Annotated in this window: 28 protein-coding genes; 25 read left to right on the top strand and 3 right to left on the bottom strand. The window is 67.5% G+C overall.

What is annotated here, in order from left to right; translation table 11 throughout:
• The first annotated feature begins 15 nt into the window (after window positions 1-15).
• The 20 genes from folE to A5789_RS29675 all read left to right on the top strand — a co-directional run bounded on the left by folE (window position 16) and on the right by A5789_RS29675 (window position 18,882).
• On the top strand, window positions 16-687 hold the full coding sequence (folE, locus tag A5789_RS29770) for a GTP cyclohydrolase I FolE (protein WP_036525602.1): 672 nt from the start codon (window positions 16-18) through the stop codon (window positions 685-687).
• A 10-nt stretch (window positions 688-697) separates the two neighbouring features.
• On the top strand, window positions 698-1,621 hold the full coding sequence (gene folP / locus A5789_RS29765) for a dihydropteroate synthase (protein ID WP_064903615.1): 924 nt from the start codon (window positions 698-700) through the stop codon (window positions 1,619-1,621).
• Window positions 1,618-2,010, top strand: coding sequence for a dihydroneopterin aldolase (folB, locus tag A5789_RS29760; protein WP_063010141.1), 393 nt, complete (start codon window positions 1,618-1,620; stop codon window positions 2,008-2,010). Before folP ends, folB begins: the two co-directional genes overlap by 4 nt.
• Window positions 2,007-2,543 (top strand): 2-amino-4-hydroxy-6-hydroxymethyldihydropteridine diphosphokinase, encoded by a 537-nt coding sequence (gene folK / locus A5789_RS29755; RefSeq protein WP_064903613.1) that lies wholly within the window; start codon window positions 2,007-2,009, stop codon window positions 2,541-2,543. The genes folB and folK overlap by 4 nt, the downstream gene beginning before the upstream one ends.
• A 22-nt stretch (window positions 2,544-2,565) precedes the next feature.
• Window positions 2,566-3,036, top strand: a complete 471-nt coding sequence (locus tag A5789_RS29750; protein ID WP_063010222.1) for a DUF3180 domain-containing protein — start codon at window positions 2,566-2,568, stop codon at window positions 3,034-3,036.
• Between the two features lie 70 nt (window positions 3,037-3,106).
• On the top strand, window positions 3,107-4,189 hold the full coding sequence (locus A5789_RS29745; protein WP_193615586.1) for a DUF6779 domain-containing protein: 1,083 nt from the start codon (window positions 3,107-3,109) through the stop codon (window positions 4,187-4,189).
• A gap of 89 nt (window positions 4,190-4,278) precedes the next feature.
• Window positions 4,279-5,262 carry a diiron oxygenase gene (locus tag A5789_RS29740; RefSeq protein WP_030517346.1) on the top strand — a complete coding sequence of 328 codons (984 nt, stop codon included), beginning with the start codon at window positions 4,279-4,281 and terminating at the stop codon, window positions 5,260-5,262.
• Between the two features lie 346 nt (window positions 5,263-5,608).
• Entirely contained in the window at window positions 5,609-6,484 is an 876-nt protein-coding gene (locus A5789_RS29735; protein WP_063010220.1) for a Rossmann-like and DUF2520 domain-containing protein, read from the top strand.
• Complete coding sequence (gene panC / locus A5789_RS29730; protein ID WP_082856666.1) at window positions 6,484-7,509, top strand: pantoate--beta-alanine ligase; 1,026 nt, start codon at window positions 6,484-6,486, stop codon at window positions 7,507-7,509. Before A5789_RS29735 ends, panC begins: the two co-directional genes overlap by 1 nt.
• Before the next feature lie 14 nt (window positions 7,510-7,523).
• Window positions 7,524-7,943 (top strand): aspartate 1-decarboxylase, encoded by a 420-nt coding sequence (gene panD / locus A5789_RS29725; RefSeq protein ID WP_030517343.1) that lies wholly within the window; start codon window positions 7,524-7,526, stop codon window positions 7,941-7,943.
• 21 nt (window positions 7,944-7,964) lie between these two features.
• Window positions 7,965-8,759 (top strand): type III pantothenate kinase, encoded by a 795-nt coding sequence (locus A5789_RS29720; protein WP_036497452.1) that lies wholly within the window; start codon window positions 7,965-7,967, stop codon window positions 8,757-8,759.
• A gap of 175 nt (window positions 8,760-8,934) precedes the next feature.
• Window positions 8,935-9,594, top strand: a complete 660-nt coding sequence (locus tag A5789_RS29715; protein ID WP_082941048.1) for a cysteine dioxygenase family protein — start codon at window positions 8,935-8,937, stop codon at window positions 9,592-9,594.
• Complete coding sequence (locus A5789_RS29710) at window positions 9,591-10,028, top strand: rhodanese-like domain-containing protein (protein WP_063010130.1); 438 nt, start codon at window positions 9,591-9,593, stop codon at window positions 10,026-10,028. Before A5789_RS29715 ends, A5789_RS29710 begins: the two co-directional genes overlap by 4 nt.
• Before the next feature lie 165 nt (window positions 10,029-10,193).
• Window positions 10,194-11,660, top strand: coding sequence for a lysine--tRNA ligase (gene lysS / locus A5789_RS29705; protein WP_063010128.1), 1,467 nt, complete (start codon window positions 10,194-10,196; stop codon window positions 11,658-11,660).
• A 114-nt stretch (window positions 11,661-11,774) separates the two neighbouring features.
• Window positions 11,775-12,140, top strand: a complete 366-nt coding sequence (locus tag A5789_RS29700; RefSeq protein ID WP_030517338.1) for an Lsr2 family protein — start codon at window positions 11,775-11,777, stop codon at window positions 12,138-12,140.
• Between the two features lie 238 nt (window positions 12,141-12,378).
• Window positions 12,379-13,002, top strand: a complete 624-nt coding sequence (locus A5789_RS29695; RefSeq protein ID WP_063010126.1) for an FHA domain-containing protein — start codon at window positions 12,379-12,381, stop codon at window positions 13,000-13,002.
• A 111-nt stretch (window positions 13,003-13,113) separates the two neighbouring features.
• Window positions 13,114-14,088, top strand: coding sequence for a triacylglycerol lipase (locus A5789_RS29690; protein WP_064903611.1), 975 nt, complete (start codon window positions 13,114-13,116; stop codon window positions 14,086-14,088).
• Window positions 14,089-14,415: 327 nt separating this feature from the next.
• Window positions 14,416-16,965: an ATP-dependent Clp protease ATP-binding subunit gene (locus A5789_RS29685; protein WP_063010122.1), complete on the top strand. Its 2,550-nt coding sequence runs from the start codon at window positions 14,416-14,418 to the stop codon at window positions 16,963-16,965.
• A 146-nt stretch (window positions 16,966-17,111) separates the two neighbouring features.
• Complete coding sequence (locus A5789_RS29680) at window positions 17,112-17,897, top strand: phytanoyl-CoA dioxygenase family protein (protein WP_064903609.1); 786 nt, start codon at window positions 17,112-17,114, stop codon at window positions 17,895-17,897.
• Window positions 17,898-17,973: 76 nt separating this feature from the next.
• Window positions 17,974-18,882, top strand: coding sequence for an LLM class flavin-dependent oxidoreductase (locus A5789_RS29675; protein WP_064903607.1), 909 nt, complete (start codon window positions 17,974-17,976; stop codon window positions 18,880-18,882).
• A 24-nt stretch (window positions 18,883-18,906) separates the two neighbouring features.
• On the opposite strand, the gene A5789_RS29670 is transcribed toward A5789_RS29675, so the two are convergent.
• Window positions 18,907-19,572 carry a response regulator transcription factor gene (locus tag A5789_RS29670; protein WP_064903606.1) on the bottom strand — a complete coding sequence of 222 codons (666 nt, stop codon included), beginning with the start codon at window positions 19,570-19,572 and terminating at the stop codon, window positions 18,907-18,909.
• Window positions 19,569-20,780: a sensor histidine kinase gene (locus tag A5789_RS29665; RefSeq protein ID WP_064903604.1), complete on the bottom strand. Its 1,212-nt coding sequence runs from the start codon at window positions 20,778-20,780 to the stop codon at window positions 19,569-19,571. The genes A5789_RS29670 and A5789_RS29665 overlap by 4 nt, the downstream gene beginning before the upstream one ends.
• A 126-nt stretch (window positions 20,781-20,906) precedes the next feature.
• Between A5789_RS29665 and A5789_RS29660 the strand changes: the two genes are divergently transcribed.
• The 3 genes from A5789_RS29660 (at window position 20,907) to A5789_RS29650 (ending at window position 23,302) form a co-directional block, all read left to right on the top strand.
• Window positions 20,907-21,899 (top strand): ABC transporter ATP-binding protein, encoded by a 993-nt coding sequence (locus A5789_RS29660; RefSeq protein WP_082941056.1) that lies wholly within the window; start codon window positions 20,907-20,909, stop codon window positions 21,897-21,899.
• Window positions 21,896-22,744: an ABC transporter permease subunit gene (locus A5789_RS29655; protein ID WP_063010112.1), complete on the top strand. Its 849-nt coding sequence runs from the start codon at window positions 21,896-21,898 to the stop codon at window positions 22,742-22,744. Before A5789_RS29660 ends, A5789_RS29655 begins: the two co-directional genes overlap by 4 nt.
• 114 nt (window positions 22,745-22,858) lie before the next feature.
• A complete protein-coding gene (locus A5789_RS29650) occupies window positions 22,859-23,302 on the top strand; it encodes an OsmC family peroxiredoxin (protein WP_030517328.1) in 444 nt (147 codons plus the stop codon).
• A 60-nt stretch (window positions 23,303-23,362) separates the two neighbouring features.
• Here the strand turns inward: A5789_RS29650 and mhuD are convergent, their stop codons facing one another.
• Complete coding sequence (mhuD, locus tag A5789_RS29645; RefSeq protein WP_030517327.1) at window positions 23,363-23,677, bottom strand: mycobilin-forming heme oxygenase MhuD; 315 nt, start codon at window positions 23,675-23,677, stop codon at window positions 23,363-23,365.
• A 44-nt stretch (window positions 23,678-23,721) separates the two neighbouring features.
• Between mhuD and A5789_RS29640 the strand changes: the two genes are divergently transcribed.
• Window positions 23,722-24,465 (top strand): alpha/beta fold hydrolase, encoded by a 744-nt coding sequence (locus tag A5789_RS29640; protein WP_064903630.1) that lies wholly within the window; start codon window positions 23,722-23,724, stop codon window positions 24,463-24,465.
• Between the two features lie 125 nt (window positions 24,466-24,590).
• Entirely contained in the window at window positions 24,591-25,763 is a 1,173-nt protein-coding gene (locus tag A5789_RS29635) for an acyl-CoA dehydrogenase family protein (RefSeq protein WP_030517325.1), read from the top strand.
• Window positions 25,764-25,797 lie beyond the last annotated feature (34 nt).

The raw sequence follows: 25,797 nt of genomic DNA, 5'->3' as shown, positions 1-25,797 counted from the left end.
TGGAGGTGTCCTCGTATGTCGGCCAACAACAGCGCTCCCGCCGGGTCGGATTCGGCGTCGGGCGCGGGTGCCGCCGTGGTTGCGGAGGAACCGGCCCTGATCGCGCTGGGTACCGGTCGGCCCTTCGACCAGAAGCGGGCCGAGGCCGCGGTACGTGAACTACTGGTCGCGGTCGGGGAGGACCCCGACCGCCCCGGGCTGATCGATACTCCCGCCCGGGTCGCGCGCGCCTATCGCGAGATGTTCGCGGGCCTGTACGTGGAACCTGATTCGGTGCTGAACACCACCTTCGACGAAGGGCATCAGGAATTGGTGCTGGTGCGCGACATCCCGATGTACTCGACCTGCGAACATCACCTGGTGTCCTTCCACGGGGTCGCCCACGTCGGATATATTCCGGGCCCGCAGGGCCGGGTCACCGGTCTGTCCAAACTGGCCCGCCTGGTCGACCTGTACGCCAAGCGGCCGCAGGTCCAGGAGCGGCTGACCAGCCAGATCGCCGATGCGGTCATGCGGAAGCTGGATCCGCGGGGCGCCATCGTGGTGGTGGAGGCCGAGCATCTGTGCATGGCGATGCGCGGCATCCGCAAGCCGGGCGCGAGCACCACCACGTCCGCGGTCCGCGGCCTGCTGCAGACCAACGCGTCCTCGCGCGCCGAAGCTCTCGACCTGATCCTGCGCAAATGAGCGATCGCCCATGAGCGCATTGATCACTCCCCGGGACGGGCGCTCGTGCGTGGTGATGGGCGTGGTGAACGTCACCAGCGACTCCTTCTCCGACGGTGGCCGCTACCTCGATCCGGCTGTCGCGGTCGCCCACGGGGTGCGGCTGTACCAGGCGGGCGCCGACATCATCGATGTGGGCGGTGAGTCCACCCGCCCGGGCGCCGTTCGCATCGATCCGGAGACCGAGGCCCAGCGGGTGGTCCCGGTGATTCGCGGTCTGGTGGAAGCCGGCGTGCCGACCAGTGTGGACACCATGCGGGCCAGTGTCGCGGCCGCCGCGATCGACGCCGGAGTGAGCGTGGTCAACGACGTATCCGGTGGTCGCGCGGATGCCGAGATGGTGAAAGTCGTTGCCGCCGCCGAGATCCCGTGGATTCTGATGCACTGGCGGGCGAATGCCGATCATCGCCACATCGGCCCCGCCGATCACTACGACGACGTCGTGTGCGAGGTGCTGGCCGAACTCTCGTCCCAGGTGGATCTGGCTATGGCGGCCGGTGTGCATCCGAGCCGGCTGGTACTGGACCCCGGCCTCGGCTTCGCCAAGAACGCCGAGCACAACTGGGCCCTGCTGGGCGCACTGCCGGAACTGACGGCCCAGGGGTTGCCGATTCTGGTCGGCGCCTCCCGCAAGCGTTTCCTGGGTTCGCTGCTGGCCGACGAGTCCGGACCGCGCCCGCCCGACGGGCGTGAGGTCGCCACCGCCACCATCTCCGCCCTGGCCGCTCAGCACGGCGCATGGGGCGTGCGAGTGCACGATGTGCGGTCGTCGCTCGACGCCATCGCCGTCGCGGATGCCTGGCGGCGAGCCGCTGAATCTGCGGGGCGGCGAGCCGCCGAATCTGCGGGGCGGCGAGCCGCCGAAGCCGGTTCACACAATCAGGGGAGCGAGTGAGTACCGATCGCATCGAGCTGCGCGGTCTGCGCGCCTACGGTCACCACGGCTGCTTCGATTTCGAGCGCCGCGACGGCCAGGAATTCCTGGTCGACATCACCCTGTGGCTGGATTTCGCGAAGGCGGCCGCGACTGATGAGCTGTCGGCCACCGTCGACTACGGCGAGCTGGCGCAACGCGCGGTCGCGATCGTCTCCGGCCCGCCGCGCAATCTCATCGAGACCGTCGTCGCCGAGATCGCCGACGATGTGATGCGCGACGAGCGCGTCACCGCGGCGGAGGTGGTCGTGCACAAGCCCTCGGCGCCGATTCCGCACACCTTCGCCGATGTCCGCGTGGTGGCCACCAGGCGGCGAGGATTACCGCCGACCCCGGAGGTGGCAGGATGAGCCGTGCGGTGCTGTCGATCGGGTCGAATCTGGGGGATCGGCTCGCCCATCTCCGCAGTGTGGTGGAGGCGCTGACGCCGCAGCTGGTCGCCGTCTCGTCGGTGTACTCGACCGCTCCGTGGGGTGGAGTGCCGCAGGAGGACTACCTCAATGCCGTTGTGGTGGTCGAGGATTCGGAGCTGGGCCCGCGCGATTGGCTCGAACGCGGACAGCGGTTGGAACGGCGGTCCGGGCGTGTCCGCGAGATCCGCTGGGGCGCACGGACTCTGGATGTCGACGTGATCTGGTGCGCGGAGCGTGGCCCCGCGGGGCTGCATCCGGTGACCAGTGCGGACCCGGAACTGACACTGCCGCATCCGCAGGCGCACAATCGCGCGTTCGTCCTGATTCCGTGGGCCGAAGTCGAACCCGACGCGACGCTGGAGGTGCTCGGCCGGACCCGGCCGATTCGGGAACTGCTCGCCGAGCTCGATCCGGACGAGATCGACGGCGTCCGGCTCACCGACCTGTCGCTGTCCGCGGCGCAACGATGAACGGCGGCTGGTCATGAACGTCATGAGGCCGACCAAAATTCTGGATCTGCTCGCCAATGTCGTGATCGCCGCCGCGGTGGCGTGGGTGGCGACTCGGTGGGCCTATTCGAGCTTTCCGCCGATCACGGTGATCGCGGCCGCCTCGCTGTATCCGGTGGCCGCCGTGGAAGCGGTGCTGGCGTTCGTGATTCGCGCCCGCGTCGGCGATCACCGCATCGGTGACGGGCCGAAACAGTTGCATCCGATCACCGCGGCCCGCGCGGTGGCGCTGGCGAAGGCTTCGGCGCAGGTGGGGTCCCTGGCGGCCGGCGTGTGGCTGGGCTTTTTGATCTGGGTGCTGCCGCAGCGGTCGGATATCCGCGCGGCCGCCTCGGACACCCCCGGCGCCATCGTGGGTTTGATCGCCGGTGTGGTGCTGGTCGCCGCCGCGCTGTGGCTGGAGTATTGCTGCCGCGCGCCACATGAGCCACCAGACGAACCGGCTACCTCATAGCTAACGCAATCGAGTGGAGTTCCGGACCGGCTGCGCGCCGGAATCCGCTATTCGAGCTACCCTTGCGGACATGGTTTCACCCTCCCGTAGCAGTGCTTCCCCGCGACAGCGGGACAACGCGGGAAAAATCGTCGTCGGCGTATTAATTCTGCTCGGTCTGATTGCCAGTGTGTTTCTGATTTTCAGCAACAATGTGCAGTTGGTCCGGGTCGGTTTGGTCGCGGCTCTGTGGGCCGCCGCGGTGGCCGCGCTGGCGGCGACCCGCTATCGCCGGGATGCGGCGATCGATCAGGCCAAGGCTCGTGACCTGCAGAAGGTCTACGAGTTGCAGCTCGAACGCGAGATCACCGCCCGCCGCGAATACGAACTCGGTGTCGAATCGCGGGTGCGCCGGGAGGTCGGCGCGGACGCCGCCGAACTGGCCGCGCTGCGCAGCGAACTGACCGTGTTGCGCGAAAGTCTGCAGCGGCTGTTCGACGGCGACCTACTGGTCGACCGACCGGCGCTGCGCGCCGAGGCCGTGCGGGTGCAGGAGCTCACCCACGCGACCGTGGCGAACGGTAGCTCGCAGGAAACCGACACCTGGGACGCGTGGAGCGCACCTGCCGTGCCGCTGCACGTGGTCTCGCCGGTCTTCGATCCCGATCATCCCGAACCCCCGGCCTTCGCCAGTCCGTACGACGATCCGGTGACGGCCGAGACCGCCGTGGTGTCGGCGGAGGCGCTGGATGAGGAGGGGGTTTCGTCCGGACCGTCGGTGAACGGCGACGGAAACGGCGGTCGCCAGGGTGGGGAAGCGCAGTCCGGATCGTCGGAGTTTCAGCCGTCGGAGTCTCAGCCGTCGGAGCCCCTGTCGTCGGAGTCCGGATCGGCCCCGTCCGGCGACCGGCAGATCGACGATCCCTCGGCGAGCTCGGCGAAATCCGCCACCGCGTCGGCGAACGGTACTTCCGAGCCGGCGACCACGGAGTCCGGCGACTCGCGCCCGAGTTCCTCGGTGCCGCGGCTGGCTCCCGTCCAGCCCACGACGACCATGGGTACCGCCGGTTCCCGCCGTCGTCGCCACGCCGATTCCGACGAGGATCAGCCGGGGCGCAAACTCACCGTCGCGGAGATCATGGCGAATCTGCGATCGGAGCAGAACAGCTCGTAATGCCCGCGATCACGCCTGTGAAACAGGTTGCATGTGACGCTAAGTATCGGTAACTTTCGCAGGAGAGTACTGCGAAGGAGACACCGAAGATGCTGTCCACTGCCGTAAAGAACACGTCGGCCGATCCCGAGTATCACGAGATCCTGCGCGGTCTGTCCGAGGGGTCGGTGCACAAGAACTTCGACCCCTACGTCGACATCGATTGGGATTCACCGGAATTCGCGGTCGATCCCACCGACACCCGCTGGATCATGCCGGACGAGGATCCGCTGGGACGCCATCCCTGGTACAAGGCGCAGCCGGTGGAACGCAAAATCGCCATGGGTATGTGGCGCCAGGCCGGTATCGCCAAGGTCGGCCTGGACTTCGAGCAACTGCTGATCCGCGGTCTGATGCAGTACCTGGTGTCGGTGCCCAACGGTGATCCGGAATTCCGCTACGTGACGCACGAGGCGGCCGAAGAGTGCAACCACACGATGATGTTCCAGGAGATGATCAACCGCATCGGCGAGGATGTGGTCGGCATGGGCACCGTCGACCGCAAGCTGACCATGATCATCTGGCCGGCCGTGAAGTACTTCCCGGAACTGTTCTTCACGATGATCCTCGGCGGTGAGGAACCCATCGACCACCTGCAGAAGTCGCTGCTGCGCGCCGGTACCGACCTGCATCCGATGGTGCAGCGGGTGATGCAGATCCACGTGGCGGAAGAGGCGCGCCACATCTCGTTCGCACACGAATATCTGCGCCGCAACGTGCCCGGCATGAATCCGGCCACGAAGTTCGTGCTGTCGCTGCTCTTCCCGACCGCGATGCGGATCATGCTCGACATGATCATGACTCCGCCCAAGGAGTTCGTGGAGAAGTTCGACATCCCCGCGGAGGTGATGCGCGAGGCCTATTGGGGCAGCACCGAATCCCAGGTCACCATGCGCAACATCTTCGGCGATGTCCGAGCACTGGCCACCACCAGCGGCCTGATGAACCCCGTGGCCAAGGTCGCCTGGCGCCTCCTGGGCATCCACGGCCCCACCTCCCGCTACCGCAGCGAACCCGCCCGCAAGGCCGCGTAAGGGCGGCAGCCGAGACCCCTGCCGAAGCGAAGCGGAAGCCAAAGGTCCGAAGCGAAGCGGAGGCCAAAGGTCCGAAGCGAAGCGGAGGCCAAAGGTCCGGAGCGAAGCGCAGGCCGAATCTACTGAGGGAAATATCACGCGCGGGTCCTCTGGCAGCGCCCCCGGTCACTACCTATTCTCGACTCGTAACGTCCGGTACCCGCCATGCGGGACTGGAACGCCTTCCGAGAGGACAACGGTGACCTCCGATTTTTCGCGGCCCGACGAGGCCGATTCGTCGCGCCCCGCCGCGCCTGCGGTCTCGGGCTCGTCCGCTGTACCCGGCAGTGATCCGGCGCCGGCCCGGCTGACGGTCGGCATCGTGTCGGCGGGCCGGGTGGGTTCGGCGCTGGGTGTCGCGCTGGAGCGGGCCGGGCACGTGGTGTTCGGGGTGTCGGCGATTTCCGATGCGTCGCGGCATCGGGCGCACACGCGGTTGCCGGAATCGCAGATCTTGCCGGCCGAGGAGATCGCGGCGCGCAGCGAACTGTTGATCCTGGCCGTACCGGACAGTGAACTGCCCGGTCTGGTGGCCGGTTTGGCGGCGGCGCGGGTGGTCCGTCCGGGAACGATCGTCGCGCATACCTCGGGGGCCAACGGTGTGGCCGTCCTGTCCCCGCTGACCGATGTCCGCCCGCTGGCGATCCATCCGGCGATGACCTTCACCGGCCACGACGAGGACACCGCCCGCCTGGCGAATGCCTGTTTCGGCATCACCGCGGCCGACGAGATCGGCTATGCCATCGCGCAGTCGCTGGTGATCGAGATGGGCGGCGAGCCGGTGCGGGTCCCGGAGGAGAATCGCGCGCTGTACCACGCGGCTCTCGCGCACGGCAGTAATCATCTGGTCACCCTGATCGTCGATGCGGTCGCGGCGTTGCGGGCGGCGCTGGAGGGTCCGGGCCTGCTGGGGCAGCAGGTGGTCGACGACCAGCCCAACGGATTGGCGGAGCGGATGTTGGCGCCGCTGGTCTCGGCGGCGCTGGACAACGCGCTGCGGCGCGGCCTGCCTGCGCTGACCGGTCCGGTGGCGCGGGGTGACGCCCTCGCCGTCTCGACGCACCTGGAGGCACTGGCCGCTGCCGATCCGGAACTGGCGGCCGGCTATCGCGCGATGTCGCTGCGCACGGCGCAGCTGGCCCGCACGAATCCGGATCTGATCGGCCTGCTGGAGGGATACTGATGTCGAATTCGGGAGCGAAGAAGCTGACCCCGGAGCAGCTGCGCAAGCTGTATCGCCCGGGCGAGCTCACGGTCGTCCACGAGCCGGCCGGTGTTTCGGCGGTGACCTCCGCACTGCGCGGGGTCGGTCGCACGGTCGCGCTGGTGCCGACGATGGGTGCTTTGCACGAGGGCCATCTGGAGTTGGTGCGCCGCGCCAAGCGCACGAATCAGGTTGTGGTGGTGTCGATCTTCGTCAACCCGCTGCAATTCGGTGAGAACGAGGACTTCGACAAGTACCCGCGCACCCTCGACAGCGATGTGGCGCTGCTGCGCGAGGAGGGCGTGGCGCTGGTGTTCGCGCCGAGCGTCGCCCAGATGTATCCGGACGGCCCGCGCACCTCGGTCCATCCGGGACCGCTCGGCGCCGAATTGGAGGGCGCCAGCCGCCCGACCCATTTCGCCGGGATGCTGACGGTGGTGGCGAAACTGCTGCAGATCGTGCGTCCGCACGAGGCGTTCTTCGGCGAGAAGGACTATCAGCAGCTGACCTTGATCCGGCAGATGGTCCGGGATCTGAACTTCGACGTCGATATCGTCGCGGTGCCCACGGTGCGCGAGTCCGACGGCCTGGCGCTGTCCTCGCGCAACCGCTACCTGGACGAACAGCAGCGCGAGTTGGCGATCACGCTGTCCGCCGCGCTGGCCGCGGGCCGGCATGCGGCGGGGCGCGGGCCCGACGCGGTTCTGGCCGCGGCTCGTTCGGTGCTCGACGGTGCGACCGGTGTCGACGTCGACTACCTGGAGTTGCGTGGTTCGGATCTGGGTCCCATTCCGAGCAGCGGGAACGCTCGCCTGCTGGTGGCCGCCCGCATCGGCGCCACCCGCCTGATCGACAACGTGCCCGTTTCCGTCCCTCCCGCGGTGTCCGATGCGGCGTCCGCGGGGCCCTCCGTGGTTACGCAGGCTGCCGCCTCCGGACCCGTCGCACCCGCCGACGGCCACAACGCTGTCCCCGATTTCCAGCCTGCCCAGGCCGACGCATAGGAAAGGCGACCACGATGTTGCGCACCATGATGAAGTCGAAGATCCACCGTGCCACGGTGACTCACGCCGATCTGCACTATGTGGGTTCGGTGACCGTGGACCCGGATCTGATGGACGCCGCCGATCTGCTCGAGGGTGAGCAGGTCTGCATCGTCGACATCGACAACGGCGCCCGGCTGGAAACCTATGTGATCGCCGGTGAGCGCGGTTCGGGCGTGATCGGAATCAACGGCGCAGCAGCGCATCTGGTGAATCCGGGTGATCTCGTCATCCTGATCGCCTACGGCATGATGGACGAGGCCGAGCTGCGCGAGTACCAGCCGCGGGTGGTGTTCGTCGACGACCGCAACCGTCCGGTGGAGCTGGGTTCGGACCCGGCGCACGCCCCGGAGGGTTCGGGGTTGACCTCGCCGCGCTCGCTGACCTTCGCCTGAGCCGCGGGCAGCGGGGCGAGGATGCTGCTGACGATCGACGTCCGCAACACCAGTATCGAGATCGGCCTGTTCTCGGGCAGTGGTGCGCATGCGGAGCTGGTGCACACCTGGCGCGTGCACACCAATCCGCTGCTGACCGCCGACGAATTCGCCATGCAGGTGCGGGGTTTGGTGGGCGAGCGGCTGGACCAGGTGGTCGGGGTGTCGGCCTTGTCGACGGTGCCGCCGGTGCTGCGGGAGTTGCGCACCATGTTGGGTCGCTACTGGTCGCACGTGCCGCACGTGCTGGTGGAACCCGGTGTGCGCACCGGAATCCCGCTGCTGGTCGACAATCCGAAAGAGGTCGGCGCGGACCGGATCGTGAACTGCCTTGCGGCATATCATCGTTTCGAGTCGCCGGCGATCGTGGTCGATTTCGGCACTGCCATCTGTGTCGACCTGGTGTCGGCGAAGGGCGAGTTCCTCGGCGGGACGATCGCCCCCGGCGTGGAGATCTCCACCGAGGCGCTGGTGGCCCGGAGTGCGCTGCGGCGCGCGGAACTGACCCGCCCGCGTTCGGTGGTGGGTAAGAACAGCATGGAGTGCATGCAGTCCGGCGCGGTGTTCGGCTTCGCGGGCCTGGTGGACGGTTTGATCGACCGGATTCGCGACGAACTCGACGCCTTCGCCGGTGACGATGTGTCGGTGGTGGCGACGGGCCCGACCGCACCGCTGATCGTCCCCGAATCCGAGACCATCGACCACCACGAGCCGCATCTGACCCTGGACGGCCTCCGTCTGGTCTACGAGCGCAACCAGCAGCGCCGCCGCCCGTGACCGGCGCGCTATGGGGTGAAACACACCGCCTTGCACGCGCTGGTCACCCTGCTAGACTTCGGCTCGTGACTTTCCGCGTGAGCACCCAGGAGTGTTGTCGAGGCTGATTCGCCTCGGCTGATTGTCGAGGCTGCGTATCCGCCCTCGGCCGTCCACTACTCCTGGAGCTTCGCTCATGCGTTCCTCTGTCCTCACCTCTGCTGTTACCTCCGCCGCGAGCGGTGATGTCGCGCGGCGTCGGACGGGGCAGTTGCCGCCCGCTCGTCCGGCCAACCGCCTCACCGCCGAGATCACCGATCGCTCGGTGTCGTCCGCATTGCCGACCCGGCTGCGCCCGGCGGATCTGCTGCGGCTGACCGACGAGGGCGCCGAGGACGTCATGGCGGGCCGCTTCGACCACCTGCTGCCGTCCGGTGGCGTGTGGCCCACCGAAAACCGTTGGGCCGTCCGGCTTCTCGCCGACGACGAGGTCGATGTCTGGCTGATCAGCTGGGTGCCGGACCGGTCGACGGAATTGCACGACCACGCCGGCTCGCTCGGCGCGCTCACCGTGCTGAGCGGTGCGCTCTCGGAATTCCGCTGGAACGGCAAGGAATTGCGCCAGCGCACTCTCACCGCCGGTGATCAGGCCTCGTTCCCGCTCGGCTGGGTGCACGACGTGGTGCGTGCCCCGGATCAGTTCGCGGGTGTGCCCGAGCCGTCGAATCCGACGCTCTCGGTGCACGCGTATTCACCACCTCTGTCCGCCATGTCGTATTACGAGGTGACCGGCCACGGGACGCTGCGACGTACCCGGACCTTGCTCACCGACCAGCCCGAAGGCGATGTGAAATGACGTACCCGCATCTCACCATCAACGACATGCTGGAGGCGGCGCGTGCGCGATTGACGCGCATGTACGCGTTCGAATTGCCGGAGGCGATCGCGCGCGGCGCCCTGCTGGTCGACATCCGTCCGCAGGCCCAGCGGGTCAAGGAGGGCACCCTGCCGGGCGCCCTGGTGATCGAGCGCAATGTGCTGGAGTGGCGGCTGGACCCCACCAGCCCCGCACGGCTCGCCCTGGCCACCGATCACGATCGCGAATGGGTGATCGTCTGCTCGGAGGGTTACACCTCCAGTTTGGCGGCAGCCACACTGCAGCAGCTGGGTCTGCACCGGGCCACCGATCTGGTCGGTGGCTACCAGGCGGTAAAGGCCGCGGGGCTGCTGTCGGTGGCCGCCGGCGCACCGCATCTGGCCGGTGAGATCACCGCACTCGTCTCGCTGTAATAGCCCGGGTGAGCGGGGGTCGGGCGCGCGCAGAACGATTTCCGGCGCACGATAGGGTGGTTCGCTGTGAGCACCCCGAAAAGCCCTTCGTCCGGTGGCTCCGCGGGCCGGGTTCCTGCGGGGCAATCGCATCCTGCCGCAGCGGAAGTCGACGTTCCCGAGCAGATGCGGATCCGCCGGGAGAAGCGTGAGCGGCTGCTCGACGCGGGCGTAGAGCCGTATCCGGTGGTGGTGCCGCGGACCCACACCCTCGCCGAGATCCGCGCCGCCTATCCCGACCTCGAGCCCGACACCAGCACCGGCGTGCAGGCCGGCGTGGCCGGCCGGGTCATCTTCATGCGCAATACCGGCAAGCTCTGCTTCGCCACGCTGCAGGAGGGGGACGGCACCAAGCTGCAGGCGATGATCAGCCTGAACGGTGTCGGCGCCGATGCGCTGGCGGCGTGGAAGGCCGATGTCGATCTGGGCGATTTCGTCTTCGTGCACGGCGAAGTGATTTCCTCCCGCACCGGCGAATTGAGCGTGATGGCCGATTCGTGGTCGATGGCGGCCAAATCGCTGCGTCCGCTGCCGGTGGCGCACAAGGAGATGAGCGAGGAGTCGCGGGTCCGCCAGCGCTATGTCGACCTCATCGTGCGCCCGGAGGCGCGGGAGATGGCCCGCACCCGGGTGGCGGCCGTGCGCGCACTGCGAAATGCGTTGGAGCGCAGGGGTTTCCTCGAGGTAGAGACGCCGATGCTGCAGACTTTGCACGGAGGTGCGGCGGCGCGTCCGTTCGTCACCCATTCCAATGCGCTGGATATGGATCTGTATCTGCGCATCGCGCCGGAGTTGTTCCTGAAGCGCTGCGTGGTGGGCGGGATCGAGAAGGTCTTCGAGGTCAATCGCAACTTCCGTAACGAGGGCGCCGACTCGACGCATTCGCCCGAGTTCGCGATGTTGGAAACTTATGAGGCCTACGGCACCTACGACGATTCCGCGCGGATGATGCGGGAATTGATCCAGGAAGTCGCACAAGAGGTCTTCGGCACTCAGGTCGTCACACTCGCCGACGGTACGGAATACGACCTGAGTGGTGAGTGGAACACCATCGAGATGTATCCCTCGCTATCCGATTCGCTGGGGGTCGAGGTAACGCCGGAAACTACTGTTCCGGAATTGCTCGCGCTAGCCGATCGGGTCGGTCTGGAAATTCCTCCGGACAAGGGTTACGGCCACGGCAAACTTGTCGAGGAACTGTGGGAACACAGCTATGGCGACAAGCTCTATGCGCCCACTTTCGTGCGGGACTTCCCGGTGGAGACCTCACCCTTGACGCGCCAGCATCGCAGTAAGCCGGGCGTCACGGAGAAGTGGGATCTGTATGTCCGCGGATTCGAGTTGGCTACGGGCTATTCGGAACTCGTGGATCCGGTCGTACAGCGGGAACGTTTTGTCGACCAGGCCAGACTCGCCGCCGCCGGTGACGAGGAGGCCATGCGGCTGGACGAGGACTTCCTCGCCGCCATGGAACACGGTATGCCGCCGACAACCGGTACCGGTATGGGAATCGATCGGTTGCTGATGGCACTGACCGGACTCGGAATCCGGGAAACCATACTGTTCCCAATTGTGCGTCCGTCCGGTCGCTGAGTACCGGGTTTGAATGCCGATTCCCCGTCTTGGAAATTTCGTATCTAGAGGTATTCTCGACTCGGGCATCGGCCTGGTATCCGGGTCGCACGATTTCGAGAGGACGTTCATCTCATGGCAAAGAAGGTCACCGTTAGCCTGATCGACGATGTCGATGGTGAGTCCATTGCGGACGAGACCATCGAGTTCGCGATCGACGGTGTTTCGTACGAGATCGACCTGTCGGCGGCGAATGCGGCGAAGCTGCGGGACGGGCTGGACGTGTGGGTTGCCAATGCCCGCCGGGTGAGCGGTCGCCGGCGCAGCAAGCCGGTCGGTGCGACCACCGGTGCGCCGAAGGGCCGAGTTTCCATGGATCGCGAACAGAGTGCGGCAATTCGGGAGTGGGCGCGGCGTAAGGGCCACAAGGTTTCCGCGCGCGGTCGCATCTCCGCCGATGTCGTGGAGAGCTACCACAAGGAAGTCGGCCGCAACAACTAGTGCGGTCGAAAAGACCCGGCTGCGTCTGTGCCGCTGCCGCCCGGAGGAATCGTGCGACGTCCGGGCGGCAGCGGCATTTCGATGCCTCGGCGGTATTTCCGTGCGGTCGCGGTATTTCGGTGCGGCCGTACCCGGACGGTCCCGGCGTGGTGATCTTGCTCGTCGCCGCGTCGGCGCGGCACCATGGGGCCTATGCAGACCACGTCACTGGCGGTACGAGGGTGGGGGTAGCAACGCGGTGACGAATATTCACGAATCGTTTCTCCGGTTCATCGACGACACCGGCCGCCGCCACGAACTGACGCTGACGCCGGATCATCAGCGCATCACCATCGGGCGTTCGCCGCAGGCAGATCTGTCCCTGGGCTGGGACGCCGAGGTGTCGCGACTGCATGCGGCAGTGGAATACCTCGGCGCGCACTGGACGATCGTCGACGACGGACTCTCGCGCAACGGCACCTTCGTCAACGGCGAGCGGCTGGCCGGCCGCCGCCGGCTGGAGGCCGGCGACCGCATCCGGGTCGGGACCTCGATGCTGTCGTTTCACGATTACACCGGTACGGTCGACGACGCGACCCGGACTTCCGTCGGCTCGGTGCCGAGTCCCCGTTCACTCACCGATACGCAGCGCGCGGTTCTGATCGCGCTGTGCCGCCCGTACCGCGGCAATACCGAATTCGCCACGCCCGCCTCCAATCAGCAGATCGCCGACGAGTTGTATCTGAGCGTGGATGCGATCAAAACCCATCTGCGCGCGCTGTTTTCGAAGTTCGGCGTCGAGGATCTGCCGCAGAATCAGAAGCGGGTGCGGCTGGCGGCGCTGGCCATCCAGAACGGCATCATCTCGCAGCGCGACCTCTGAGATCCGTCCGCCGGATGTGACGCGCGATTCCGGTTACCCGCCGGTATCGATCCGCACGGTTCCCTGCTCCCGCTAGCGTGTTGAAACGCGTTCTAGTTTTTGGAGCTCTCGATGTCGTCTCATCCCGTGCGTGCGCCGCGTCTGCTGCGCCGGTTACCCGGATCCATCCTCGTCCTGGCGGTATTGAGCACCCTGTGGGTGACCGCCGCAGCGGCGGCCCACGCCGAATATCCGGTGGACTACAACTTCTTCTCCGGCATTCCGTATGAGCTGCGAAATCCGGGTGGTTCCCTGCCCGGCGCCGACGACTGGTCGTGCCGGCCCAGCGCCGCGCATCCCGAACCCGTGGTGCTGGTGCACGGCACCGGCGGCGGGGCGCAGACGAACTGGGGCGTGTACGCGCCGCTGCTGGCCAACGAGGGATATTGCGTCTACTCGCTGACCTACGGCGCCTACGACCTGCCGTGGCCGCTCTCGGCGATCGGCGGCATGCGGCCGATCGAGGACAGTTCGGCGCAGCTCGCGGAGTTAGTGGACCGGGTGCTGGCGGCGACCGGCGCCGCGAAGGTCGATCTGATCGCGCATTCGCAGGGCAATCTGGTGGGCAACTACTTCGTCAAGCGGCTGGGCGGTTCGGACAAGGTCGACAAGTTCGTGGCGATCGCCGCGCCGTGGCTGGGCACCTTCGGCCCGGTGATCGATCCGGCTCGTGAGTTCGCGCGGCGCCTGGGCGCGGAGCCGGCCTTCGACGGCGTCCTGGGCGTGAGCCCCTGTGCCGCCTGCGCGCAGATGACGGGCAGTACGGATTTCCTCCGCTCCCTGAACTCCGACGGCGTCTACGACCCGGACGTCACCTACACCAATATCGAGACCCGCTACGACGAGCTGGTGGTCCCGTACACCGTTGCCCTGGTACCCGGACCGACGACGACGAACATCGTGGTCCAGGACGGCTGCGCGTCGGACTATTCGGAGCACGCGGGCATCGCGGGCAGCGACCGGGCGGCCGCGTTCGCCCTCAACGCCCTGGATCCGGACGATCCGCACCCCGTGCCCTGCCATTTCATCCCACCGCTCACCGGATAGTTCCGTCGGCGAGGACGTCGCGCGGAGATTCGCGGCCGAGTTTCGGGGCCGCGAACCCCGACGTCGGGAAGGGGGCCCGAAAATTCAGCTGTGGGCGTAGTTGCTGGGGAAACGTTCCGGGTTGGAGCCGCGTTAGAACGGTATGACTCGCGGTGTCGCCCGTTCGCAATAGGGTAGACGGACGACGGCCGTGACCCCCGCCAACTACAGTAGAGGCGGGGGATGCAACCCCAGGGCTTCATGGCAGGCTGGCGCCACAGGTGTGAAGCACGAAGCACAACAGCAGCGCCGGATGCCGTGGATAGCGGAGCAGGAAGTGAGGGAGCGATGTTCGAGAGGTTCACCGACCGCGCGCGGCGGGTCGTTGTCCTGGCCCAAGAAGAGGCTCGGATGCTCAACCACAACTACATCGGCACCGAGCACATCCTGCTGGGCCTGATCCACGAGGGTGAGGGTGTCGCGGCGAAGTCCCTGGAGTCGCTGGGAATTTCGCTCGAGGGTGTGCGCAGCCAGGTGGAGGAGATCATCGGACAGGGCCAGCAGGCGCCGTCCGGTCACATCCCCTTCACCCCCCGGGCCAAGAAGGTGCTGGAGCTGAGCCTGCGCGAGGCGCTGCAGCTCGGCCACAACTACATCGGCACCGAGCACATTCTGCTCGGCCTGATTCGTGAGGGCGAAGGCGTCGCGGCCCAGGTGCTGGTGAAGCTGGGCGCCGACCTCAACCGGGTGCGGCAGCAGGTCATCCAGCTGCTGTCCGGCTACCAGGGCGGTAAGGAGGCGGTGGAGTCCGGTGCTCGTGGCGAATCCGGGACCCCGTCCACCTCGCTGGTCCTCGACCAGTTCGGCCGCAACCTGACCCAGGCCGCACTCGAAGGCAAACTCGACCCGGTCATCGGCCGCTCGAAGGAGATCGAGCGCGTCATGCAGGTGCTGAGCCGCCGCACCAAGAACAACCCGGTCCTGATCGGTGAGCCCGGCGTCGGTAAAACCGCCGTCGTCGAGGGTCTCGCTCAGGCCATCGTCAACGGCGAGGTGCCGGAGACGCTGAAGGATAAGCAGCTCTACACCCTCGACCTGGGTTCCCTGGTCGCGGGCAGCCGCTACCGCGGTGATTTCGAGGAGCGCCTGAAGAAGGTGCTCAAGGAGATCAACACCCGCGGCGACATCATCCTGTTCATCGACGAGCTGCACACGCTCGTGGGTGCGGGTGCCGCCGAGGGCGCGATCGACGCGGCCTCGATCCTGAAGCCGAAGCTGGCCCGCGGTGAGCTGCAGACCATCGGTGCCACCACCCTCGACGAGTACCGCAAGTACATCGAGAAGGACGCCGCCCTGGAGCGCCGGTTCCAGCCGGTCCAGGTGGGCGAGCCGACGGTCGAGCACACCATCAACATCCTGAAGGGCCTGCGCGACCGCTACGAGGCGCACCACCGGGTGTCCATCACCGACGGTGCGCTGGTGGCCGCGGCCACGCTGGCCGACCGGTACATCAACGACCGGTTCCTGCCGGACAAGGCGATCGACCTGATCGACGAGGCGGGCGCGCGGATGCGCATCCGCCGGATGACCGCTCCGCCGGACCTGCGCGAATTCGACGACAAGATCGCCGATGCCCGCCGGGAGAAGGAAAGCGCCATCGACGCGCAGGACTTCGAGAAGGCCGCGCGGCTGCGCGACAAGGAGAAGCAGCTCGTCGCCAAGCGCGCCGAGCGGGAGAAGCAGTGGCGTTCCGGTGATCTGGACGTCGTGGCCGAGGTCGACGACGAGCAGATCGCGGAGGTGCTGGCCAACTGGACCGGTATTCCGGTGTTCAAGCTCACCGAGGAGGAGACCACCCGTCTGCTCCGCATGGAGGACGAGCTGCACAAGCGGATCATCGGCCAGGAGGACGCGGTCAAGGCCGTGTCGAAGGCCATCCGCCGTACTCGCGCCGGCCTGAAGGATCCGAAGCGTCCGTCCGGTTCGTTCATCTTCGCCGGTCCGTCCGGCGTCGGTAAGACCGAGCTGTCCAAGGCGCTGGCGAACTTCCTGTTCGGCGACGACGACGCGCTCATCCAGATCGACATGGGCGAGTTCCACGACCGCTTCACCGCCTCGCGGCTGTTCGGTGCCCCTCCGGGCTACGTCGGCTACGAGGAGGGCGGCCAGCTCACCGAGAAGGTGCGCCGCAAGCCGTTCTCGGTCGTGCTGTTCGACGAGATCGAGAAGGCCCACCAGGAGATCTACAACACCCTGTTGCAGGTGCTGGAGGACGGCCGCCTCACCGACGGCCAGGGCCGGACCGTGGACTTCAAGAACACGGTGCTGATCTTCACCTCGAACCTCGGCACCTCGGATATCTCGAAGGCCGTGGGTCTGGGCTTCTCGCAGTCCAACGCCGAGGGCTCGAACTACGAGCGGATGAAGCTCAAGGTCAACGACGAGCTGAAGAAGCACTTCCGTCCGGAGTTCCTCAACCGTATCGACGACGTCATCGTCTTCCACCAGCTCACCAACGAGCAGATCGTGGAGATGGTGGATCTGATGATCAACCGCGTCGCGACGCAGCTGCGGAACAAGGATATGGAGATCGAGCTCACCGAGAAGGCCAAGAGCCTGCTCGCCAAGCGCGGTTTCGATCCGGTGCTGGGCGCTCGCCCGCTGCGCCGGACCATCCAGCGCGAGATCGAGGATCAGCTCTCGGAGAAGATCCTGTTCGGCGAGATCGGCCCCGGCCAGATCGTCGAGGTCGACGTCGAGAACTGGGACGGCGAGGGCGCCGGCGAGGATGCCAAGTTCACCTTCGCCGGTAAGGCCAAGCCCGCCAAGGCGGAAGCCGAACCGGTCGCGGCGCTGGCCGGCGCCGGTGAGACCGCTCCGGAGGCCTCGGGCGAGTAAGTAGTCCGTACGAACCGACCGATGCCGGTCACCCCGACGGGGTGGCCGGCATCGTCGTATCCGCGGCTGCCTGCCCTGAAAATGAGTGGCGGCCGCGCGGGAACCTGTTCCATGCTGGCGATGTTCGCGAGCGGAATGAGGGCTGTGTGCTGACCGATGCCGAGGTGCAAGACTTCATCTCCGACGGTTTCGTCCGAGTGGAGGGTGCGTTCTCCGAGTCCACCGCGGCCGAGGCGCGGGAAATACTCTGGCGCGCGACCGGATGCGATCCGGCGGATTCCGGAACGTGGACGCGGCCGGTGGTCCGGCTGCCCGGTTTCGCGGACCCGCCGTTCGCCCGGGCCGCGCGCAGCCCAGTGCTGGCCCAGGCGTGCGATCGGCTGGTCGGTGCGGGCCGATGGGTCGCCGCTCAGGGACTGGGCACCTTCCCGATTCGCTTCCCCAGCGAGCAGCCGCCGGGTGACGACGGATGGCATATCGATGCGAGTTTCCCGGGCGAGGATCCGCAGGACTATCTGCGGTGGCGCATCAACGTGCGGTCGCAGGGGCGGGGGCTGCTGATGCTGTTCCTGTTCTCCGATGTCGGCCCCGACGATGCGCCGACACGGATCCGGATGGGCTCGCATCTGCGCATGGCGAAGGTGCTGGAACCGTACGGTGTGGCCGGAGTCGCGATGTCGGACCTGGTCGAGGACTTCGCCGCCACCGCGGACCTTCCGGAAATGGCGGCGACCGGTCGGGCCGGAGATGTGTATCTGTGCCATCCGTTCCTGGTGCATGCCGCCCAGGCGCATCGAGGCCGGAACCCGAAATTCATGGCCCAGCCGCCGCTGCTGCTGCACGAACCGTGCGTGCTGGACCGGCCCGACGGTGCGTATTCGCCGGTGGAGCAGGCGATCCGACAGGGGCTCGAGCTCGGCGTCACCCGCTGACTACGCGCGGGGACGTACCCGGGATGTGTTCTCCGGACGGATGATTCGCGCTGCCGCGAGGCAGAGGGTGAAAGTCATGGATATCGGATTGCATCTGACGAACTTCGCGCTGGACACCCCCTCCGAACGCATCGGATCGCGCCTGGCCGAGGTCGTCCACACGGCCGAGGACAGCGGGTTCTCAGTCGTCGCGGTGGGTGATCATCTCTGGCAGAGCCCATGGCTGGGACGGGTGGAACAGAATGTGCTGGAGGCGTATTCGACACTGTCGTTCATCGCGGCGCACACCTCGCGGGTGGAGCTGACCGCGGTGGTGTCGGGGGTGCACTATCGGCATCCGGCCATGCTCGGAAAGCTGGTCACCACCCTGGATGTGCTGTCCGGCGGCCGGGCCTGGCTGGGAATCGGGACGGGCACCTCCACCGGCGATGTTGAAGGGTACGGCCTGCCGTTCCCGCCGCTGCGCGACCGCTACGACATGCTGGAGGAGGCGCTGCGGATCTGCCGGGCCATGTGGACCGGTGCGCGGGGCGGTCCGGAACCCGTATCCGGCAAGCACTTTCACGTCGAGCGCCCGCTGAACGCTCCGCAGGTGGTGCGGAATCCGCCGGCGGGCGGACATCGCCCGCATCCACCCGTGCTCGTCGGCGGCGACGGTGAGCGGCGCACATTGCCGCTGGTGGCGCGCTACGCGGATGTGGCGAGTCTGCGGCCGGGGCCGGAGCTGGCGAGCAAGATCGAACTGCTGGACCGGCTGTGCGCGGAGATCGGCCGCGATCCGCGCGAGATCCGCAAGAGCTGCGTCTTCGCCTTCGATCTCGGGCCGAGCGGTGGCGGCGTGGGCCAGGTGCTGGGGCAGCTGGAGCGGATGGCGGAGGTGGGAATCGATCTGGTGATCGGACGGGTGGCCGGCGTCGACGAGCTGACGCCCCTGGAGGTGCTCGGGCGCGAGGTGATCCCGGTGGCCGCGGAATTCGGTCGCTGACCCGGAGCCGCGACCGACCCCGAATTACTGCCAGCCGGGGCGGACCAACCCCGACTCGTAGGCAAGGACCACGAGTTGCGTTCGATCACGGGCGTTGAGTTTCACCAGGATTCGGCTCACGTGAGTGCGAGCGGTGGCGGGGCTCATGAAGAGGCGCCGGCCGATTTCGGCATTGGTGAGCCCTTCCGCGACCAGCGCCATCACCTCGCGCTCCCGATCGGTGAGCTCCGACAGCGCCGCGGCGGGCGCGGGTTTGGCGTGGGTGGCGAATTCGGCGACCAGGCGGCGGGTGACGCTGGGCGAGAGCAGCGCGTCCCCGGCAGCCACCACGCGCACCGCCTTCACCAGATCCGCGGGTTCGGTGTGTTTGACCAGGAACCCGGTGGCGCCCGCGCACACGGCTTCGAAGACGTATTCGTCGAGTTCGAAGGTGGTGAGTACCACGACCTTCACCTCGGACAGGCCGGGGTCGGCGGCGATCTCGCGGGTGGCCGACAGGCCGTCGAGGACCGGCATGCGGATATCCATCAGCACCACATCGGGATGCAGCTCCCGGGTCATCCGCAGGGCCTGGTCGCCGTCACCGGCCTCCCCGACGACCTCGATGCCGTCCTGGGCGTCCAGCAGCGCGGCGAATCCCGCGCGAACCAGAGCCTGGTCGTCGGCGACCAGGACGCGGATCTCGTTCACGACACCTCCTGTAGGCCGGCGTCCGGCCGATCCGGAATCGGCAGCCGGGCCCGCACGGCGAACCCGCCGTCCGGCCGCGGTGCTGCCGAGAGCTCGCCACCCAGTGCGCGGGCGCGTTCGATCATGCCCGGAATTCCGTTCCCACCACCGGTTGTGGACGACTGTGGAGAATTCGGGGAGCGCTCGTTGTCCACAGTGATGCACAGCTCGCTCGGCGAATAATCGACAGCCACGGTCGCTTCCGCCCCGGGCGCATGCCGCAGCACATTGGTCAGCGATTCCTGCACGATGCGAGCGGCGGCGACGTCGACCACCACCGGCACCCGGCGCGGTGTGCCGGAAATCCGGGTGTGGACCGGCGTGCCGGCGGCGCGCATCGGAGCCAGCAATGATTCCAGATCGCCGATGCCGACCGCCGGGCTGGTCGGCGCCGCAACGGTTTCCGCGCCGGCGCGGATCGAGCGCAACAGACTGTGCACCTCGCCGAGCGCATCGCGGCTGACCTCTTTGATCGCCGAAAGGGTGGTCGCGGCCTGTTCGGGTTTGCGGTCGAGCAGTTCCAGCGCCACCGACGACTGGACATTGATCAGCGACAGGCTGTGGGCGAGCACATCGTGCAGTTCGCGCGCGATGGCCAGCCGTTCCTGGGCCGCGCGCTGTTCGCGCTCGGCCAGTTCACGGGCACGCTCGGCTTCCCGGTTGCGCCGGGCAGCCTCGACGCGCTGCCGGCGCGCGATCAGCGCCGAACGCCGCTGCCGGATGCCCTCGGCGATCGCGATCAGCACCACGAGCCAGGCCAGGATGCCGACGACCGGCCAGCCCCCGGGCCCGTGGCCGCGCAGCGCGGGCACCGGCCACACCATCAGCAGGAATCCCAGCGGCACCAGCGGATAGGTGTACCAGCGGGAGCCGCGCGAGGCCGCGGTCAGGAAGGCGATAACCAGCGATACGAAGACCGGCCCGTAACCGTAGCCGACCAGCAGATAGGCGACGGTGACCGCGAGCACGCCCACGAAGACCGCCCGGGGATACCTCGCGCGCATCGTCAACAGCAGCGGGCCGGCCACCAGCAGCGCATATCCCAGCGCATCCAGTGGACGCACGCCGGACTGATGCGCATTCGCCGCATGCCCGCCGCCCAGCTGGACGACGGCCACGACGACGCACAGCAGCACATCCCGGGCGCCGGGCCGTTTACTCGACTGCACAGTTCGAACGGTAACCCCGCCGCGTCGCCGCACGAGCCCGCGCGCCGCGAATTACGTCCAGATACGTACGCCGAGCCGGGCGCCCCGGCGGATGTGTCGGTGCTGGTCGAAGCGGATGGTCGAGGTATGAACAGATCGAATGCCGATCCGGCCGGCGAGTTCCCCGGCACGGTCACGCGGACCCGGACCAGCGCCACCGAGATCGTGGTTACCGAGTCTCTCACCAAGAAGTACGGCGACCACACGGCAGTCGACGCCGTCTCCATGACCGTGCGCCGCGGCGAGATCTACGGATTTCTCGTCCCCAACGGCGCCGGTAAGACGACGACGCTGCGGATGCTCGTCGGGCTGATCGTGCCGACCTCCGGTACCGCGACGGTGCTGGGCCTGAATCCGGGCGAACGGGAGTCGTTGCGGCGCATCGGCGTTCTGATCGAAGGGCCCGGCTTCTATCCGTACCTGTCCGGCCGCGACAACCTGCGCGTGCTGGCCCGCTACCACCTGACCGAGCGCACCGCCGGTTCCCGGCCTCGCGACCGATTCGCCGAGGTGGACGAGATCCTGGCGCGAGTCGGACTCGCCGACCGGGCAGGCGATCGGTTCCGCACCTACTCGCTCGGCATGAAGCAGCGCCTCGGTGTCGGCGCGGCCCTGCTCGGCAACCCGGATCTGCTCATACTCGACGAGCCGACCAACGGTCTGGACCCGGCCGGAATGGCCGAAATGCGAGAACTGGTGACCGGTTTGGCCGCCGACGGGCACACCGTCGTGCTCTCCTCGCATCTGCTCAGCGAGGTGCAGGAAATCTGCGATCGGGTCGGCGTCATCTCCGGCGGGAAGTTGCTCACCGAATCGACCGTGAGCCAATTGCGCGGTGCGGCAACACTTCTCGTGCGCGCCGAGCCGATGGAGAAGGCCTATCCGGCGGTGCGCCGGGTGGTGGGCGAACACCGTGCGTTACCGATCGCCGCCGGCATCAGAGTCGATGCCGGCAGGGCAATGGCGCCCGAGGTGGCGCGCGCGGTGATCGCATCCGGCGCGGATCTGCTGGAACTGCGCACCGACGAAAAGTCGCTGGAGGAAGTGTTTTTCGAGATGACGAAACAGGAGCACCGATGAACGACGTAGTGGCCTGCACCAGGGCCGAATTCGCACGGCTGCGGAAGTGGCCCGCGTTCTGGATCGTGCTCGGCACCTGGATCGCGCTGAATCTCGTTTTCGCGTATCTGTTCAACTATCTGGCCTACACCTCGGGCAGCAGTTCCCGGATGTCGAACGGGCAGCCGCGCGAGGTGCTGTTGCAGTTGATGCTGCCCGCGGCCGTGCCGGAGGTGTTCACCCAGGGCATGGCGATGTTCGGTGGTGCGCTCATGCTCGTCCTGGGCGCGCTGGTGGTGGGAAGCGGATACGGCTGGGGCAGTTGGAAAACCGTTTTCACCCAGGGACCCTCGCGTCGTGCGGTGGTCGGCGGAACCGTGGTTTCCCTGATGAGCGTGGTGGTGGGCCTGGTCGGTGCGGCGTTCGTGGTGGATACCGGGGTGGCCGCGATGATCGGGGCCGCCGAGCATCGGACGCCGACGCTGCCGACAGCCGCGCACACCCTGCTCGGTCTCGCGACCGGCGTGGTGATCCTCGGTATGTGGACGCTGGCCGGCGCGCTGATCGCGGCGATCGCCCGTGGTCCGGCGCTGGCGGTGGGCCTGGGCCTGGTGTGGGTGCTCGTCGTGGAGAATCTGCTGCGCGGTGTCGCGTCGATCTTCTCGCCTGTCCGGGCGCTCACCGACCATCTGCCGGGGACCGCGGCGGGTTCGGCGGCCGGGGCCATGCGCACCGTGGGCGGCACGGCGACGCCGGGCGTCCTGGACATCCTGTCCCGACCGGCGTCGTTCGTCGTGCTGGCGGTGTACATCGCGGTATTCGCCTGCGGCACAGTGGCACTGATGGTGCGCCGCGATATGGCGTGAACAGCGCCGCGGCGTCGCGCCGGAATCGCGCCGGGCCGGACAGCGGTGAGTCGAGCGCGCGCGGCGAGTAGGTTCGATCGCGACGGCTCATTCTCACTCGACGAAAGGACAGCGATGCCTACACGCAGCGCGCGTACCGCATGGACCGGTGGCTTGCAGGACGGTTCCGGACAGGTCGACCTGGCCAGTTCCGGTGTCGGCAAATTCGACGTCTCGTTCCCGAAGCGCACCGCCGATACCGCCGAGGGCACCACCAGCCCCGAGGAACTGATCGCGGCCGCGCATTCGTCCTGCTACGCGATGGCGCTGTCCGGTCAGATCGGCGCTGCCGGCGGCACCATCGAAAGCCTGGACGTGAATGCCGATGTGACGCTCGGCCCGGATCCCGCGGGCGGTTTCCGCATCTCGGCGATCAAGCTGACCGTGCGCGGCCGGGTCTCGGGTATCGACGCCGGCGGCTTCGAGCAGGCCGCCCAGACCGCCAAGGCCGGTTGCCCGGTCAGCAAGGCTCTGGCCGGCGTCGAGACGATCGAACTCGACGCCGCCCTCGAAAGCTGAGCCGGGGCGACCGGCGCACCTCACCCGGTGGTCGGACCGACCACCGGGTGCGGCGAGAAACTACTGAGCGGGCTTCGCCGCGACGTCGAGGACCACCTCGAATTCCAGCAGCGAGGCGCCCGTGGCGACCGGCTGGCGGGCCTGGCCGGCATGCGCCTCCTTGGCCGGTCCGTCTCGCCACGCGGCGAACGACTCCTCCGAATCCCACTGCGTCACAACGAAATACCGGTTGTCACCGGCGACCGGGCGCAGCAACTGGAAGCCCAGGAAGCCGGGAGAATTCTCCACCGCGTGCGCCCGATGGGCGAAGCGCTTCTCGAGTTCGGGTCCGGCTCCCTCGGGAACCTCGATCGCATTGATCTTCACAACAGCCATGAGCACAGGCTAATCCCACCGCGCGGCACGTATCGTCGGTGCCGATGTTGTACGACGAGGGTGGCACCGGGGTGCCGATTCTGCTGCTGCACGGATTGATGGGCAGCGCGCGGACCTGGGCGGGTCAGGTGCCGTGGCTGCGCGAATTCGGCCATGTCCACTCCTTCGACGCCGCTGGGCACGGCCGACCGGCCCCGCCGGAGCTCACCACCGAGGCATTCGTCGCCGATCTGGCCGCCGCGACCGCCGCGATATCGGAACCGATGGTGGTGATCGGCCATTCGATGGGCGGACTGCACGGGTGGATGTTCGCGGCCGCGCACCCGGAGCGGGTCCGGGCGCTGGTGGTCGAGGATATGGCGCCCGATTTCCGCGGGCGCACCGCGCGGCACTGGGCGGAGATGATCGAGGCCTGGCCGCAACCGTTCCCCGACGCCGACGCGGTACTGGACTTTTTCGGCCCGGTCGCCGGGCGCTACTTCCTCAACTCGTTCACGCGCGGCCGGGACGGCTACCGGTTGCACGGTTCGGTCGCGACCTTCCGCGACATCTCCGAGGAGTGGGGCACCCGCGATTTCTGGGCCGAATGGGCCGCGGTGCGCGTGCCGACCCTGCTGATCGAGGGCGAATACACGATCACGCCGCCAGGTCAGATGCGGGAGATGGCGGCCGCTCGGGCGGGTGTGCGCCATGTGGTCGTCGGTGCCGCCGGACATCTCGTCCACGACGACCAGCCCGCTGTCTATCGCGCCGAAGTCGAACGGTTTCTGCACGAAAACGTGGGTTGATCGGATCGCCTGCGCGTGGGTCCGGGCGAAGGGAGACCCGAGGTCCGGCAGTTGCGGGCAATCGCCTTCAGTCTCGGTGGGGAGGCGACGTATGCTCCACTCAGGCCCCGACCATAAGGTGAATCATGATTAACTTCTCGATACCCGCCGACCTCGCCGCCGAACGTGACCGCATCCGCCGGTTCGTCATCGACAAGATCGTTCCGTTCGAGCGCGACCCCCGCCTGACCGCGCACGGGCCCAACGACGATCTGCGCCAGGAATTGGTCGAATTGGCGCGGGCCGAGAAGCTGCTCACCATCCAGGCGCCCGAGGCACTCGGCGGCCGCGGGCTCACCCACGTCGAACAGGCCGTGCTGTACGAGGCCGCCGGGTGGTCCACGCTGGGACCGGTCGCGATGAACTGCGCCGCGCCCGACGAGGGCAACATGTTCCTACTGTCCAAGGTCGCCGACACCGAGCAGGTCGACCGCTTCCTGATGCCGGTGATCGACGGCCGTCAGCGCTCGGTCTTCGCGATGACCGAGCCGGGCGGCGCCGGATCCGATCCCGGCCAGCTCGCCACCACCGCCACCTTCGACGGCGAGAACTTCACCGTCAACGGCCGCAAATGGCTGATCACCGGGGCCGACGGGGCCAAGACGTGGATCATCATGGCCAAACTCGAGGACAACGACCACCTCCCCGCGGGCCCGACCCTGTTCCTCACCGAGGGGGACGCGCCCGGAATCGTCATCGAGCGAACCATGAACACGATGGACCGCAACTACGTCGGCGGCCACGGCGTCGTGCGCTTCGAGAATCTGATCCTGCCCAAGGAGTCGCTGCTGGGAGAGAGCGGCCAGGCGCTGCGCTACGCCCAGCTGCGACTGGCCCCCGCCCGCCTCACCCACTGCATGCGCTGGCTCGGCGCCGCCGAACGCGCCCAGAGCATCGCCGTCGAACACGCCAAGACCCGCACGGCCTTCGGCAAGCCGATCGGCGAGCACGAGGGCGTGTCCTTCATGCTCGCCGACAACGAGATCGCCCTGCACCAGTGCCGCCTGACCATCTGGCACGCCTGCTGGTTGATGGACCAGGGCCACAAGGCTCGCCACGAGAGTTCGATGGCCAAATCGTATGTGTCCGAGGAACTGTTCAAGGTCGCCGACCGCTGCGTCCAGGTCCTCGGCGGCATCGGCATCAGCGACGAAACCGTGGTCGAGATGATCTTCCGCGATATGCGCGCCTTCCGCCTCTACGACGGCCCCACCGAGGTCCACAAGTACGCGATCGGCCGCCAAGTGTTGCGGGGATAGCGGTCCTGCGCCTGCTGCCATCTGTCAAGGCGTA

It is taken from the genome of Nocardia sp. 852002-51101_SCH5132738, from assembly GCF_001665695.1.
In the GTDB taxonomy this organism is placed as follows: domain Bacteria; phylum Actinomycetota; class Actinomycetes; order Mycobacteriales; family Mycobacteriaceae; genus Nocardia; species Nocardia nova.
The sequence above is the reverse complement of the archived record's forward strand: the minus strand, read 5'-3'. Positions and strand labels throughout refer to the sequence as shown.

Bases quoted from the DNA above. Each gene is read 5' to 3' on its own strand.
- A5789_RS29655 (WP_063010112.1), top strand. From the start codon at position 21,896: ATGAACGACGTAGTGGCCTGCACCAGGGCCGAATTCGCACGGCTGCGG.
- panD (WP_030517343.1), top strand. From the start codon at position 7,524: ATGTTGCGCACCATGATGAAGTCGAAGATCCACCGTGCCACGGTGACT.
- A5789_RS29720 (WP_036497452.1), top strand. From the start codon at position 7,965: ATGCTGCTGACGATCGACGTCCGCAACACCAGTATCGAGATCGGCCTG.
- A5789_RS29690 (WP_064903611.1), top strand. From the start codon at position 13,114: ATGTCGTCTCATCCCGTGCGTGCGCCGCGTCTGCTGCGCCGGTTACCC.
- A5789_RS29660 (WP_082941056.1), top strand. From the start codon at position 20,907: ATGAACAGATCGAATGCCGATCCGGCCGGCGAGTTCCCCGGCACGGTC.
- A5789_RS29700 (WP_030517338.1), top strand. From the start codon at position 11,775: ATGGCAAAGAAGGTCACCGTTAGCCTGATCGACGATGTCGATGGTGAG.
- A5789_RS29675 (WP_064903607.1), top strand. From the start codon at position 17,974: ATGGATATCGGATTGCATCTGACGAACTTCGCGCTGGACACCCCCTCC.
- A5789_RS29650 (WP_030517328.1), top strand. From the start codon at position 22,859: ATGCCTACACGCAGCGCGCGTACCGCATGGACCGGTGGCTTGCAGGAC.
- panC (WP_082856666.1), top strand. From the start codon at position 6,484: ATGTCGAATTCGGGAGCGAAGAAGCTGACCCCGGAGCAGCTGCGCAAG.
- folE (WP_036525602.1), top strand. From the start codon at position 16: ATGTCGGCCAACAACAGCGCTCCCGCCGGGTCGGATTCGGCGTCGGGC.
- A5789_RS29745 (WP_193615586.1), top strand. From the start codon at position 3,107: ATGGTTTCACCCTCCCGTAGCAGTGCTTCCCCGCGACAGCGGGACAAC.
- A5789_RS29635 (WP_030517325.1), top strand. From the start codon at position 24,591: ATGATTAACTTCTCGATACCCGCCGACCTCGCCGCCGAACGTGACCGC.
- A5789_RS29710 (WP_063010130.1), top strand. From the start codon at position 9,591: ATGACGTACCCGCATCTCACCATCAACGACATGCTGGAGGCGGCGCGT.
- mhuD (WP_030517327.1), bottom strand. From the start codon at position 23,677: ATGGCTGTTGTGAAGATCAATGCGATCGAGGTTCCCGAGGGAGCCGGA.
- lysS (WP_063010128.1), top strand. From the start codon at position 10,194: ATGCGGATCCGCCGGGAGAAGCGTGAGCGGCTGCTCGACGCGGGCGTA.
- A5789_RS29750 (WP_063010222.1), top strand. From the start codon at position 2,566: ATGAGGCCGACCAAAATTCTGGATCTGCTCGCCAATGTCGTGATCGCC.
- folP (WP_064903615.1), top strand. From the start codon at position 698: ATGAGCGCATTGATCACTCCCCGGGACGGGCGCTCGTGCGTGGTGATG.
- A5789_RS29715 (WP_082941048.1), top strand. From the start codon at position 8,935: ATGCGTTCCTCTGTCCTCACCTCTGCTGTTACCTCCGCCGCGAGCGGT.
- A5789_RS29740 (WP_030517346.1), top strand. From the start codon at position 4,279: ATGCTGTCCACTGCCGTAAAGAACACGTCGGCCGATCCCGAGTATCAC.
- folK (WP_064903613.1), top strand. From the start codon at position 2,007: ATGAGCCGTGCGGTGCTGTCGATCGGGTCGAATCTGGGGGATCGGCTC.
- A5789_RS29640 (WP_064903630.1), top strand. From the start codon at position 23,722: ATGTTGTACGACGAGGGTGGCACCGGGGTGCCGATTCTGCTGCTGCAC.
- A5789_RS29685 (WP_063010122.1), top strand. From the start codon at position 14,416: ATGTTCGAGAGGTTCACCGACCGCGCGCGGCGGGTCGTTGTCCTGGCC.